The sequence below is a fragment of the Streptococcus oralis genome (assembly GCF_026782235.1).
GTDB classification, from domain to species: domain Bacteria; phylum Bacillota; class Bacilli; order Lactobacillales; family Streptococcaceae; genus Streptococcus; species Streptococcus oralis_CC.
On the sequence record NZ_JAKUWE010000002.1, the window covers coordinates 105683 to 118950 of the forward strand.

15 protein-coding genes are annotated in these 13268 nt (G+C 37.5%); 13 read left to right on the plus strand and 2 right to left on the minus strand.

The window, feature by feature from the left end; translation table 11 throughout:
- Nucleotides 1-102 precede the first annotated feature (102 nt).
- Complete coding sequence (locus MK396_RS00945; RefSeq protein ID WP_268723388.1) at nt 103-1431, minus strand: relaxase/mobilization nuclease domain-containing protein; 1329 nt, start codon at nt 1429-1431, stop codon at nt 103-105.
- 5 nt (nt 1432-1436) lie between these two features.
- Nucleotides 1437-1787 carry a plasmid mobilization protein gene (locus MK396_RS00950; RefSeq protein WP_049518833.1) on the minus strand — a complete coding sequence of 117 codons (351 nt, stop codon included), beginning with the start codon at nt 1785-1787 and terminating at the stop codon, nt 1437-1439.
- 354 nt (nt 1788-2141) lie between these two features.
- On the opposite strand from MK396_RS00950, the gene MK396_RS00955 reads away from it, so the two are divergent.
- The 13 genes from MK396_RS00955 to MK396_RS01015 all read left to right on the plus strand — a co-directional run bounded on the left by MK396_RS00955 (nt 2142) and on the right by MK396_RS01015 (nt 13268).
- Nucleotides 2142-2708 carry a TetR/AcrR family transcriptional regulator gene (locus tag MK396_RS00955; protein ID WP_049518832.1) on the plus strand — a complete coding sequence of 189 codons (567 nt, stop codon included), beginning with the start codon at nt 2142-2144 and terminating at the stop codon, nt 2706-2708.
- Between the two features lie 45 nt (nt 2709-2753).
- Nucleotides 2754-3281 carry a flavin reductase gene (locus MK396_RS00960; RefSeq protein ID WP_049518831.1) on the plus strand — a complete coding sequence of 176 codons (528 nt, stop codon included), beginning with the start codon at nt 2754-2756 and terminating at the stop codon, nt 3279-3281.
- A 161-nt stretch (nt 3282-3442) separates the two neighbouring features.
- A complete protein-coding gene (locus tag MK396_RS00965) occupies nt 3443-3766 on the plus strand; it encodes a hypothetical protein (RefSeq protein ID WP_193389631.1) in 324 nt (107 codons plus the stop codon).
- Between the two features lie 26 nt (nt 3767-3792).
- The gene (locus tag MK396_RS00970) at nt 3793-4581 is read left to right on the plus strand and encodes a ferredoxin reductase (RefSeq protein WP_239683580.1); all 789 of its coding nucleotides are present in this window, start codon (nt 3793-3795) and stop codon (nt 4579-4581) included.
- A 205-nt stretch (nt 4582-4786) separates the two neighbouring features.
- A complete protein-coding gene (locus MK396_RS00975) occupies nt 4787-5197 on the plus strand; it encodes a sigma-70 family RNA polymerase sigma factor (protein ID WP_268723389.1) in 411 nt (136 codons plus the stop codon).
- A gap of 330 nt (nt 5198-5527) precedes the next feature.
- Nucleotides 5528-5953, plus strand: a complete 426-nt coding sequence (tnpA, locus tag MK396_RS00980) for an IS200/IS605 family transposase (protein ID WP_268723675.1) — start codon at nt 5528-5530, stop codon at nt 5951-5953.
- A gap of 197 nt (nt 5954-6150) precedes the next feature.
- A complete protein-coding gene (locus MK396_RS00985) occupies nt 6151-7266 on the plus strand; it encodes a DUF4767 domain-containing protein (protein WP_268723390.1) in 1116 nt (371 codons plus the stop codon).
- A gap of 209 nt (nt 7267-7475) precedes the next feature.
- Nucleotides 7476-8405: an ABC transporter permease gene (locus MK396_RS00990; RefSeq protein WP_000714584.1), complete on the plus strand. Its 930-nt coding sequence runs from the start codon at nt 7476-7478 to the stop codon at nt 8403-8405.
- Nucleotides 8406-8418: 13 nt separating this feature from the next.
- Entirely contained in the window at nt 8419-9342 is a 924-nt protein-coding gene (locus tag MK396_RS00995; RefSeq protein WP_000818344.1) for a carbohydrate ABC transporter permease, read from the plus strand.
- Between the two features lie 108 nt (nt 9343-9450).
- Complete coding sequence (locus MK396_RS01000; RefSeq protein ID WP_268723391.1) at nt 9451-10935, plus strand: ABC transporter substrate-binding protein; 1485 nt, start codon at nt 9451-9453, stop codon at nt 10933-10935.
- Between the two features lie 160 nt (nt 10936-11095).
- On the plus strand, nt 11096-11785 hold the full coding sequence (locus MK396_RS01005) for a CPBP family intramembrane glutamic endopeptidase (protein WP_057488927.1): 690 nt from the start codon (nt 11096-11098) through the stop codon (nt 11783-11785).
- A gap of 68 nt (nt 11786-11853) precedes the next feature.
- Nucleotides 11854-12150 carry a bacteriocin immunity protein gene (locus tag MK396_RS01010; RefSeq protein WP_268723392.1) on the plus strand — a complete coding sequence of 99 codons (297 nt, stop codon included), beginning with the start codon at nt 11854-11856 and terminating at the stop codon, nt 12148-12150.
- 131 nt (nt 12151-12281) lie between these two features.
- Nucleotides 12282-13268: a rhodanese-related sulfurtransferase gene (locus MK396_RS01015; RefSeq protein ID WP_001030013.1), complete on the plus strand. Its 987-nt coding sequence runs from the start codon at nt 12282-12284 to the stop codon at nt 13266-13268.

A 13268-nucleotide genomic window follows, 5' to 3' on the forward strand; every position in this document is an offset into this window, starting at 1 on the left:
GCGGGTGCGCATCGAAGGTTATACCAAAAAACTCCAAACGTGATACAATATCCTGATTTAAAGCATATCGGGATTTGGGAACAATAAAAAGAGGAGAGAACACTATCTCTCCATCTCCTTACCCATGTAAATTCCATAGTTTTTGCGTATCTTGTAAAGTTCGTCCATTGTAGCTTTTGAGGAAGAATACTCTTGCATAAGGGTATTCTTTTTTTCTTGCAGATTATCAAGCCTATCCAAAATGTTCTTTGAATTTGGCAGCTTGGAATAGGACTTTTTAAGCTCGGAAAGAGCATTTTCATAGAGGGTAATCTGAGTTTTGTATTCCTCAAAAAATGCCTTATCAGATGGATTAGAGCGATATTCTTTGTAGTGTACTCGATATTTTTTGACGGTATGGACTTGCTCCATAGCGGATAACTGTTCCATTTCCTTATCAATGGATTTGATTTTATCTTGTAAATTTTGCCTTTCATCAGCACTTTTTTGAATAAATTCGTCAAGCTGCTTAACAGATTTAATCCCATGTTCTCTGATAAAGATAACGGATTCCGCCATCGTATTCAGATTATGTTTCGTTGCCCAGAATTCATAACTTTTGCTCTCTTTGACCTTGGCATTGGTGTTCATATCAATGATATTTCCAATGCGTTTTTTAACAGGAGGAGTCTTAATCGTTTCCCTTTCCGCTATGCGTTCTTTTAACCGTTCTTCCGTATAATCTTCGCCAATCGTCTTCGATCTTGTAAATCTCGGCTTATCTTTCGGCTTAAAAGCGATATGCTTACCGTACTTAATTTCATAACCAAGCTCGGTCATTTTCTTTAGAAATTCATCCCAATCCTTTGACTGTTTTATCATGCAATCAATATCAAATTGAAGTCTACTTTTCCAAGAAGTACCTTTCTTTGCCTGTTCATTTTCATACCAAGACTTTCCGCTTGTCTTGTATTTTTTCTTGTAGCTTTCGTAGTGTTCATCAATGACGGAAAGGTTGTTTTCTTTGCATAGCTTATCACTCTGATAACGAATTTTATGGTAGCTTTTTTTGTTTGACTGATAGCACTTGCCACTAACCATATTCACATTGTTGAAGATGATATGATTATGGATATGACCTTTATCTATGTGCGTCGATAACACAAACTCATAGTCATCTTTGAGGATCTTTTTACACAGTTCAAGACCGATTTGATGTGCCATTTTAGGCGTAGTTTCTCCCGGTAAAAAGGATTGAATAAGATGTCTTGCAAGAACAGTTCCTTTTGTTCCTGTATCATTTCGTGTTCTTAAAAATTGTGTATGAGCAGTTTCTTGATGACATTTATGTGTACTTACCAAGATTTGTTCATCTGTTTTTTCTCCATTTACGATGTAGTCAATGGCAAGATTAAGGGTTGATTTTATAGGGTGTATTTTTGTAATAGCCATAAAAACTAATCACCTCCTGTAGTCTTGTTAAGGAGCAGGGAATGAATTTGCCATAGCTCTTTTGAGAAGTGTTCAATCTCTTTCTTTATATCGCTGATGTCCTCTTTGTAGATTATACCTGTCGAATTTATTCTCTTTGCAATCTGATTGATGTTGTTTGTAGCATTGGAAAGCAAGCCTTGTAAATCTCTGAAAGGTTCTAAATCTACTTGATATATTTCCTTTTCTAAAACGCATTTGCGGATAAAATGGCTCATATTTCTGCACTTCGCAAGTTTTCGTTTCTCTTCAAAAAGAGCCTTTTCTTCTTTGGTCAATTTAATTTCAAGTCGTTCATTTCGTATCCTATTTGCCATAGATAGTTCCTCCTGTATATGAATTTCGGGGTCTTAGGGTCTCCCTAACAAGCTAAAAATTGATAAAAAAAGAAGCAGATCCCGAAGGGCTGCTTTATCAATTTTTCCGTAAGTGTCCGTACACTTACTGTGCTTGCTCATTAAGAATGATTTAGATAGCAAACATAAGCATGTATATAATTTTTTAATACATTATACCATAAATGTAGAAAGATTTCTACATATGTCTTGACAACTAAGATAAAATAATGGCTTATATTTTTTTTATCTATTGACAAGTTGTTTATAGTCTGATATACTATGAATGAATATAGATATCTATTCATTCATAGTATAAAAAGGAGGTCTATTTAGTTGGATAAAAAACAGGTATTAAAGACCGCAGCCTACGATGTATTCTCCAAAAAAGGATATAAGGCAACAGCAATTTCAGAAATTGCCAAGCAAGCCGGCGTAGCAGTTGGTTCTTTTTATAACTACTATGACAGTAAAGAAGCTATTTTTTTAGATGTTTATGTAGATGAGAATAATCGTGTACGTCAAGCAATGATAAACGAGTTGGATTGGGAAATGAATGATATGGTTGGACTTGTCAGTCAGATTTTCAGACGATCACGAAGTTATGTTTCTTCCAATAAAATTCTTATGGAATGGTACAATCCTCTTATTTCTGATGAATTGCATAAATATTATTCTTCGGAAGAAGGCAAAGTTGCGAATCCTTTTCATCAGTTTTTAGTGGAGACCTTTACTAATCGTATGGTAGAAGAAGGATATTCTCAGAAAAAAATTCAAGAAATCTTGCAAGTTTATAATCTGTTCTACTACATGGATATGCACATCACAGAAAATGATTTTTCGGGAATCAGTAAAACTGTTGAAATACTTGCAACTTACTTCATTAAAGGAATTCTTAAATAACAAATATAATTTAATTATAGGTGAATTGGAGAAAGAGGAATGAACATGGAATTTAGAAAAAAAGAGTACAAACCGTTTGACATTTTTGACAGTGAATGGGCGGCAATAACGGTAGGCAACAGGGAAAAGTTCAATGCCTGCCTCGTGTCATGGTGTAGCCTTGGAAATATTTGGGGAGCACCGGGAAAAAGTAAGACGACTGTAACCCTATATATACATCCGTCAAGATATACAGCTGAGTTTATTGATGATAGTGAATACTTTACTGTAAGCTTTTTTGATCCAAAATATAGAAAGGCACTTGCATACCTTGGAAGTCATTCAGGAAGAAATGAAAATAAAATAGAAAATGCCGGACTTATGGCAATTCCTATAGGTAAGACAATGGGATTTAAAGAGGCAAAACAGACTTTTTTATGTAAAAAGCTTTGTAAGCAACAGTTTGACAAGGAGAGTTTTGTACAGGAAATAAGGGATTACTATGAATTGTATCCAGATATCTATACTGACGGACATGGTGGCTGGGAACCTCATTTTATTCTTATAGGTGAGATAGAACAGATTATAGATTAAATGGATATGCTATATTTGATATTATTTAATAGAAAGGACAAAATTTTTATAAGAAGAATTAATTTTTTTATTTTTTGAAAATATATAAATGAACTTATATTTTATTCATTCAATAATATAATAAAGGAGATTTTATCATGGACAAACAAGGAGTTAAAAAAATGAATGGATTAGGTATTACAGGAATTTCTCTTGCCATTATTGGTATTTTGATCATTATTTGGGGAGCTACACTACAACAGATTGATTTATCAAACCCTGATTTTATGTCCTTTGCGACTGGAGGTATGATTTTGCTGGCTATAGGGTTATGTATGATTGCCGGCTTACCTGTTATTTTAAAAATTGCGGGTATTTGGTTGGCGGCATTGACTACCATGATTTATATTTACAGCCTACCTAATACTGATTTGCTTATCAAACTGATTGGCTTTATTCCTGTTATCGCACTGGCTACTTGGCTATCTTTTAAATTTTGGAAATGAGGAAAATAACGAAAAGAGGTAAAAAAATGTTGATAATTATTATATCTATTCTGGTGGCTATATGCCTTATTTCTTGGGGTGTGATAACCTATTTTGGACGTAGTCAAGCTTTGTCTTTAAAATCCATTGAAAATTTCAATGGGGACCTTTACTTAATACATTTGACGAAACCTACTAATATGACATGGAAAGCAGGTTCTTTTGCTCAGTTTACATTACACGATGTTAAGGAGAGTAATCAAGATACTACAGATGCAGTATCCGGTGCTACAACGAGCGGTGATAAGAACAAGCAAAACCGTTACTGGATGACAATAGCTTCCAATCCTGATGAGAATGAAATCCTTATTTTGACACACAATAGTAGTAGTTTATATAAGAAAACTTTGACCAATCTACCAGCAGGAAGTAAGGTTGAGATGAGTTGGATTGACTCTCATTTATCTGTTACAGATGGCGAAGAGCCACTTGTTTGTTTTGCTTCTGATGTAGGTATTGCTGCAATACGACCAATTATCAAAGAGTGGGCTGGCAAACGAGATATTATTTTGAGTCATTTGGATAAGGGGGTAACGGTTTTTGATGAAGAGTTGTCTCAAACGGCTCAAAAATACGTCGAACTGAATTATGACAAAAGCACCAGCCTCGCCCAAAGTCAAGAAACCTTAAAAAATATAGTTGATAAATATGGTAATAAAGCTATCTATCTTTTGGCTGGTCAATCTGATGATGTTGGAATGATAAAAAAGTTTCTTGAGGAACAGGGAATTGATAGCAAGCAGATTAAAGTAGATGATTTTAAAGGTTTGAAATAGTAACAATCACTTTTGTGTAAAATTCATTGTGTTTTTGACAAAAACAATACAATAGACTTTTTTGCTTATGCGATTACAATCAAAATAAATAATGGTAATAGTAGAAAATATTTCTTTCATTTTAGAGGACTTCTTATGCCCAGATGCAGAAGTCCTCCTTTTTTGTCTGAAAAATAGTCAGTCAAAAGAAACGGAGGACTTCAAAATGAAAAAAGAATTTTATCTATATGTAAACGGAAAAAAGGTAAAAGTCAGTGAGGAGATATACAAAGTCTACTGGCGGGAAAGAGAACATGAAAAGTATTTAGAGCAGGTGGACAGAAAAAACCACTTGCTCTTTTTTTCGGCCTTGGATCAGGATGGACATTTTGCAGAGAACATCATTGATGAAAGTGTTGATGTCGAAAAGATTGTGGAAACGCAGATGATGATTGAAGCAGTCAGAAACGCTATATCAAGGCTTAACGCAGAAGAAAAGGACATCATAGAGTGTTTGTATTTTCATGATGAACCAGTCCGTTCGGTAGCAAAGTTAAAGAGTATCACACACCCGGCTTTGATTAAGAAAAGAAACAAAATCTTAGAGAAGCTGAAAAAATTTATCGAAGAAATTTAGAAGTTCGGTAACCAAAGGGGTCAAATTTTCCTTATATAAAGTGAAGGGGAGTTTGACCTCTTTTACTTTCTTTTATAAGAGATAGGTTGCTATGGCAAATTGGAAAATAGAAAGAAAAATCCCTTTCAAATATTTTGTTCTTTGACAACTAAATAGACCAAGGTAGGACTTTATCTGCTTGTGGAGAATTATGACTTACGCCAAGACCTTTCTGCTAAAAAATATTTTGGTTCAATGAATACTGAGAAAATCAAGGAAACAAGGAAGCGAGCGACAAATAAGATTACATAAAAAACAGATGTGGCAGTCTGTTCGTTGATACAAGCAGTGATGTGTAAATATCACATTGTGTTCACCCCTAAGTATAGACGAAAAGTAATTTATAATCAATATCGAAGCAGTTTGGGAGAAATATTCCATCGATTATGTAGTTATAAAGGTGTTGAGATTATCGAAGGTCACTTAATGCCAGACCATGTACATATGTTAGTCAGTATTCCACCGAGGATAAGTGTTTCAAGTTTCATGGGGTATTTAAAAGGTAAAAGTGCACTCATGATGTTTGACAAACACGCCAACCTCAAGTACAAGTTTGGGAATCGGTATTTCTGGGCAGACGGTTATTATGTAAGTACAGTAGGGCTTAATGAAGCCACAATTAAGAAATATATTAAAGAACAGGAAAAGCGTGATATAGCACTAGATAAATTAAGTGTAAAAGAATATGAGGATCCCTTTAGGGATAGTGGTAAGTAATACTAAAGCCTCTTTAAGAGGCAAGTGACGAGTCAAGAGCAATGAGGCTTGAACAACGTGAAAGCCAGCGCCTTTAGGCGCTGGCTGGTAATTTGGGCTTATAGCCCTGGTGCAAACCACCCGTTAGACGGGTGGTTATGATTTCGAGATAGGGAAGGAGTATAATGAAGGTATAAGGATAGTTTGGAGGTTTGAACATGAAAAAGCTACTACTGGTCCTAGGTGCTAGTATGCTAGTCTTATCTGCCTGCCACAGAGCGACAGAGGATGGCGTAACTAGTCCGTCAATACCAAGGGAGCAACAAACCAAGGAAACAACCAACTATTTTCACTATTTAGCAGATTCCTATCAAAAGGCTCTTTCGCACGAAAAAGAATCCAAGGATACAACTGTTCAGTCACCTATGGCTGCTACAGTTGCAGCCGTGGAAGAACTCCAGTTATCTAATCCGACTGATCAAGCCTTGATTATGAAGAACTACTCAGATTTTCAGAAGCTAATCCAATACAACACCGAAAAGTGGGAAGAAGAGTTTGCAAGTTGGGCTTCTTCTATGGGGCAGTCCTATCATAGACTAGAGCATAGAAACTTTGATGAAAAGAATGATCTCATCAAAAAATTAGAAGCAACAACTGTCTCTCAGAAAAGTGTCAAATGGAATGTTTTTGGAGTATCGAGTGACAATGCCTATGATTACTTGGTTTTGGATGCCTACTATGACAATCAGGACAAACATTTCTACCTATTTACACTGAAGTATGGGCAAGCACAGGTCTTGTATACCGATAAGACACTGGAAACTATCCCTACTGCAAATTTTGAAGAGACTGAGAATACAGATTTAGCGCAACGTTTTAAGGAATTTCTATTAAAAACAAGTGTAACTACAGAGAGCGAGCCAGATACAGATAATAGTTCTTTAATAGACAAGATAAAAACAGCCATGGAATCCTATTCGGATAGTAAAGGTGAAAGATTTAAGTCAACTAACTTAGCAACATATGGTCACTACTATGGACTAGCAGTGCCAGACCAGATAATGCAATTTGGACAAGTAGATGGGGCGAATTATACTTTTAAATGGTATGGGTATAGTGCAGGTTCAGGTTCTGGGCGGTTTGAAATCCTAGCTTGCTATGTGAATGAAGCAGAGACAGAGGTGATTCTCTTTGGCTACAAGGATGGTAATCCTGCTCTTTTACACACCGAAGGAAGACCAGAGATTGATAAAAATGAATCAGGGGCTATCATAAATGCCCAGGTTCATTTTGTTGAGTTTCATCACCCAATATTAGAACAAGTTTTCAATTAGTAAAGAGGAAATACATTTATCGCATGCAAAGCGTTTCTCGTGAAACCTATTTCTTATAAAAAACTTCTCCACAAAAAATAATTTGTGGAGTTTTTTCTATAATTAGTAGTTTAACCTAGCCTTCAAATAGGAGTATACTAATAATGTAATCGTTATCAAACCTAAAAATTCGATGAAATCAGTTTTTAGGAATAAAAAGGGAGGAAATTATGAAAAAGTTTTCAAAGACCTTGAGAGATAACTGGATTTTTCTCTTGATGGTTTTACCAGGGGCACTCTGGTTGATTCTATTCTTTTACATTCCAGTATTTGGGAATGTGGTCGCCTTTAAAGACTACCATATGACCAGTAATGGTTTCATAGATAGTATTGTGAATAGTAAATGGGTCGGGTTAGATAATTTCAGATTCTTGTTTAGTTCAAAAGATGCCTTTATCATCACTCGAAATACCGTTCTCTACAATCTCGGCTTTATCTTTATAGGTTTGATTGTATCAGTAGGGATTGCCATTATCCTCAGCGAGCTCCGCTCTAAGAGAATGGTTAAAATTTTCCAAACGTCTATGTTGTTCCCTTACTTCCTGTCATGGGTTATCATCAGTTTCTTTACAGATGCCTTCCTAAACATTGACAAAGGGGTCTTCAACCATTTCCTAACATCCATTGGCATGAAGGAAGTCAACTTCTATGCTGACTTAGGCATTTGGCCATACCTTCTCCTTTTCCTAGGTATTTGGAAAGGATTTGGATATAGCAGTGTCATGTACTATGCGACGATCATGGGAATTGACCCAACCTACTACGAAGCAGCAACAGTGGACGGGGCTAGCAAGTGGCAACGTATTCGCAACGTAACCATTCCTCAGTTGACTCCACTTGTAACTGTATTGACCATCCTTGCAGTCGGAAATATCTTCCGTGCAGACTTTGGTCTCTTCTATCAAATTCCACACAATGCTGGTCAGCTTTACAATGTAACCAACGTTTTGGACGTATATGTCTTTAATGGTTTGACTCAGACAGCAGATATCGGTATGGCTTCAGCAGCCGGTCTTTACCAATCCGTTGTCGGTTTGATTCTGGTTATCCTATCAAACTTGCTTGCAAGACGAGTCGATCCAAACTCAGCTTTGTTCTAGAAAGGAGGAGAATATGGCAGAAAAGAAAATTAAAAAAGAAAAAATCGATAATGTCGGCATTCACTCCTTCAGTAAGAAAGCAGATATCTTCTTTAGTATCATCTCTGGTTTGATTGCTCTTTCTTGTATCTTGCCCTTTATCTTCGTTATCATCATTTCGGTGACAGACGAAAAGAGCATCCTCCAGTATGGATATAGCTTTTTCCCTTCGAAGTTTGGTGTAGACGGATTCCAGTTCTTGGCTCAGTTTAAAGATAAGATCCTCCAAGCGCTCTTTATCTCAGTTTTTGTAACTGTAGTCGGAACAGTGACCAACGTCTTCATTACAACCACTTATGCCTACGCCATCTCACGGACAACCTTTAAGTACCGCAGATTCTTTACGATCTTCGCTCTTCTTAGTATGTTGTTCAATGCTGGTTTGGTACCGGGCTATATTGTGGTAACTCGCCTGCTTCAACTGGGTGATACCGTTTGGGCCTTGATTGTTCCAATGCTCCTCTCACCATTCAACATCATCTTGATGCGTTCCTTCTTCAAGAAGACCATTCCAGAAGCCATTCTCGAATCTGCTCGTATTGATGGTGCCAGTGAAGCTCGGATCTTCTTCCAGATCTGTTTGCCATTGTCACTTCCAGGTATCGCAACCATCACGCTTTTGACAGCTCTTGGTTTCTGGAACGACTGGTTCAACGCCCTTCTTTATATCAAGAGTGACAACTTGTATCCATTGCAATATTTGCTTATGCAAATCCAACAAAATATGGACTACATTGCAAAAGCAGTCGGTCTATCTGGCCAACTGGGAGTTGCTCTACCGAAAGAAACAGGTCGTATGGCCATGGTTGTTGTTGCAACCCTTCCAATCGCGATTCTGTATCCATTCTTCCAACGCTACTTTGTTAAAGGTTTGACCATCGGTGGTGTGAAAGAATAGCACTTGCTGAGAAACACCGTTTCTCCCTTCCCAACTTCATCTTAGTGACTGAAGTTACAAATTATTAAATCGTTTATAAGTTTAAAAATAAAAAAAGGAGTTTTTATCATGAAAAACTGGAAAAAATATGCTTTTGCATCTGCTAGCGTAGTCGCTTTGGCTGCAAGTCTTGCTGCTTGTGGAAACCTTACAGGTAACAACAAAAAAGCTGCTGACACTACTTCAAGTGAAAAACCCGTTCTTAAAATGTACCAAATCGGTGATAAACCAGACAACTTGGATGAATTGCTAGAAAATGCAAACAAAATCATCGAAGAAAAAGTTGGTGCTAAATTGGATATCCAATACCTCGGATGGGGTGACTACAGCAAGAAAATGTCCGTTATCACATCATCTGGTGAAAACTATGATATCGCCTTTGCAGATAACTATGTTGTAAATGCTCAAAAAGGTGCTTACGCTGACTTGACAGAATTGTATAAAAAAGAAGGAGCAGAGCTTTACAAAGCACTTGACCCAGCTTACATCAAAGGGAACACTGTAAACGGTAAGATCTATGCAGTACCAGTTGCAGCTAACGTTGCATCATCTCAAAACTTTGCCTTCAACGGAACACTTCTTGCTAAATACGGTATCGATATTTCAGGTGTAACTTCATACGAAACACTTGAGCCAGTCTTGAAACAAATCAAAGAAAAAGCTCCAGATGTAGTACCATTTGCGGTTACGAAGAACTTTATCCCATCTGATAACTTTGACTACCCAGTACCAAACGGACTTCCATTTGTTATCGACCTTGAAGGAGACACTACTAAGATCGTAAACCGTTACGAAGTGCCTCGTTTCAAAGAACACTTGAAGACTCTTCACAAATTCTATGAAGCTGGATACATTCCAAAAGACGTAGCAACAAGCGACACTTCATTTGACCTTCAACAAGATACTTGGTTCGTTCGTGAAGAAACAGTAGGACCAGCTGACTATGGTAACAGCTTGCTTTCACGTGTTGCTAACAAAGACATCCAAATCAAACCAATCACTAACTTTATCAAGAAAAACCAAACAACACAAGTTGCTAACTTTGTCATTTCAAACAACTCTAAGAACAAAGAAAAATCAATGGAAGTGTTGAATCTCTTGAACACAAACCCAGAACTCTTGAACGGTCTTGTTTACGGTCCAGAAGGTAAGAACTGGGAAAAAGTTGAAGGTAAAGAAAACCGTGTCCGCGTCCTTGATGGATATAAAGGAAACACTCACATGTCAGGTTGGAACACTGGTAACAACTGGATCCTTTACATCAACGAAAACGTTACAGACCAACAAATTGCAGATTCTAAGAAACAATTGGCAGAAGCTAAAGAATCTCCAGCACTTGGATTTATCTTTAACACTGACAGTGTGAAATCTGAAATTTCAGCAATTTCTAACACAATGCAACAATTCGATACAGCTATCAACACTGGTACTGTAGACCCAGATAAAGCTATTCCAGAATTGATGGAAAAATTGAAATCTGAAGGTGCTTACGAAAAAGTATTGAACGAAATGCAAAAACAATACGACGAATTCTTGAAAAACAAAAAATCATAAGATCGATTGATTTCGTGTATTCATTCCTAATTCCTAAAAATGTGATCACTGCCTTCCTTAGTTCTCTAGGGGAGGTAGTGATTTTTAGGATGTAAAAATGAAAACAGTGGTTCTGAGGGTTTATGCGATGTGATACACATACATCTATAGAGGATTTATTATGAAAAAATATCGCCTTCTTTTCAAAATGAGTGCTGTCTTCTCTTACCTATTTTTCGTATTTGGCCTTTCTCAGCTGACGCTTATTGTCCAAAACTATTGGCAATTTTCTTCCCAGATTGGCAATTTCTTCTGGATTCAAAATATCCTGAGTTTGCTATTTATCGGAGTCATGATTTGGATTCTGGTTAAGACAGGCCATGGTTATCTCTTTCGCATTCCAAGAGAAAAATGGCTTTGGTATTCGATTTTGACAGTATTAGTGGTAGTGCTCCAGATCTCTTTTAACGTTCAGACAGCTAAACATGTTCAGTCAACTGCTGAAGGTTGGGCTGTATTGATTGGTTATAGTGGGACTAATTTTGCAGAGCTAGGTATTTATATAGCCCTGTTCTTTCTGGTTCCGCTGATGGAAGAGTTAATCTATAGAGGATTACTGCAACACGCCTTTTTTAAAGATTCGAGATTTGGTCTTGATTTGCTTCTTCCGTCCATTTTATTTGCTCTCCCTCATTTTTCAAGCCTGCCTAGTCTGTTAGATATCTTCGTTTTTACAACATCTGGAATCATCTTTGCTGGTTTGACCCGCTATACCAAGAGCATCTATCCTTCCTATGCAGTGCATGTGATCAATAATATTGTAGCGACCTTGCCATTTTTGCTGACTTTTTTACATAGGGTGTTTGGGTAAAATACTGGCAGGCGAGTTAGGAATTATAGTTTTTCAATTTATAAGCGAATTTCAGGAGAAAAATGAGAATGACACCATTAAAATGGTTCGATGGAGGTAGAGAAAGGCGTTGTGAAGCGATGACCATCATTGATCATCTATTGGAAGATATAAAGGCTGCGCCTCAACTTGTTCCCTTGAAAAATCAGTTAGTGATTTATCAAAAACGATTAGAGGATGATGGAACCTCTACTCCATTTATTCTGAGCCAAATGAACGTTGACATCTCACGTGTGTTGATTGATAACAAGCTGGGTTTGTCAGAAAGTCAAGCTAAGCATATCAAAAAATTGAGAGAATTATCTACGATTCGCTATGGTTACTGATGAAGTGCAGTGGCAGGTCTCTCTATACAATTTCCGGTCAAATAAATTGCATTCGTTTTCCCAAGTGGGTATACTAGTATAGTTGAATGAAAAATTCTGAAAATTTAAGAATAGAAAAGAGAACAAATCTTATGGCAAAAGATATTCGTGTCTTACTTTACTACCTCTATACTCCAATTGAAAATGCAGAGCAATTTGCGGCAGATCACTTGGCTTTCTGTAAATCAATCGGCCTTAAAGGTCGTATCCTAGTCGCTGACGAGGGAATCAACGGAACCGTTTCAGGTGACTACGAAACAACTCAAAAATACATGGACTACGTTCACAGCCTTCCAGGAATGGAAGACCTCTGGTTCAAGATTGATGAAGAAAATGAACAAGCCTTCAAGAAGATGTTTGTTCGCTACAAGAAAGAAATTGTCCACCTTGGTTTGGAAGACAACGACTTTGATAATGACATCAACCCACTTGAAACAACAGGTGCTTACTTGTCTCCAAAAGAGTTCAAAGAAGCCCTTCTTGACGAAGATACAGTGGTTCTTGACACACGTAACGATTACGAGTACGACCTAGGACACTTCCGTGGGGCTATCCGCCCAGACATCCGCAACTTCCGTGAGTTGCCACAATGGGTCCGTGACAACAAGGAAAAATTCATGGACAAGCGTGTTGTGGTTTACTGTACAGGTGGCGTTCGCTGTGAGAAATTCTCAGGCTGGATGGTTCGTGAAGGCTACAAAGATGTTGGTCAATTGCACGGAGGAATCGCAACCTACGGTAAAGACCCAGAAGTTCAAGGCGAGCTTTGGGATGGGAAAATGTACGTCTTTGACGAGCGTATCGCAGTCGATGTCAACCATGTTAACCCAACCATCGTAGGAAAAGACTGGTTTGATGGAACACCATGTGAACGCTATGTCAACTGTGGAAATCCCTTCTGTAACCGTCGTATCCTAACATCAGAAGAAAATGAAGACAAGTACCTTCGTGGATGCTCACACGAGTGTCGTGTTCACCCACGCAACCGCTATGTTTCAGAAAATGAATTGACACAAGCAGAAGTGGTGGAGCGCCTAGCAGCTATCGGTGAAAGCTTGGATCAAGTCGCTACTGTATAA

Coding starts and splice junctions, on each gene's coding strand:
- tnpA (WP_268723675.1), top strand. CDS start 5,528: ATGTGTAAATATCACATTGTGTTCACCCCTAAGTATAGACGAAAAGTA.
- MK396_RS00960 (WP_049518831.1), top strand. CDS start 2,754: ATGGAATTTAGAAAAAAAGAGTACAAACCGTTTGACATTTTTGACAGT.
- MK396_RS01005 (WP_057488927.1), top strand. CDS start 11,096: ATGAAAAAATATCGCCTTCTTTTCAAAATGAGTGCTGTCTTCTCTTAC.
- MK396_RS00965 (WP_193389631.1), top strand. CDS start 3,443: ATGAATGGATTAGGTATTACAGGAATTTCTCTTGCCATTATTGGTATT.
- MK396_RS00975 (WP_268723389.1), top strand. CDS start 4,787: ATGAAAAAAGAATTTTATCTATATGTAAACGGAAAAAAGGTAAAAGTC.
- MK396_RS00970 (WP_239683580.1), top strand. CDS start 3,793: ATGTTGATAATTATTATATCTATTCTGGTGGCTATATGCCTTATTTCT.
- MK396_RS00995 (WP_000818344.1), top strand. CDS start 8,419: ATGGCAGAAAAGAAAATTAAAAAAGAAAAAATCGATAATGTCGGCATT.
- MK396_RS00985 (WP_268723390.1), top strand. CDS start 6,151: ATGAAAAAGCTACTACTGGTCCTAGGTGCTAGTATGCTAGTCTTATCT.
- MK396_RS01000 (WP_268723391.1), top strand. CDS start 9,451: ATGAAAAACTGGAAAAAATATGCTTTTGCATCTGCTAGCGTAGTCGCT.
- MK396_RS00950 (WP_049518833.1), bottom strand. CDS start 1,787: ATGGCAAATAGGATACGAAATGAACGACTTGAAATTAAATTGACCAAA.
- MK396_RS00945 (WP_268723388.1), bottom strand. CDS start 1,431: ATGGCTATTACAAAAATACACCCTATAAAATCAACCCTTAATCTTGCC.
- MK396_RS01015 (WP_001030013.1), top strand. CDS start 12,282: ATGGCAAAAGATATTCGTGTCTTACTTTACTACCTCTATACTCCAATT.
- MK396_RS00990 (WP_000714584.1), top strand. CDS start 7,476: ATGAAAAAGTTTTCAAAGACCTTGAGAGATAACTGGATTTTTCTCTTG.
- MK396_RS01010 (WP_268723392.1), top strand. CDS start 11,854: ATGACACCATTAAAATGGTTCGATGGAGGTAGAGAAAGGCGTTGTGAA.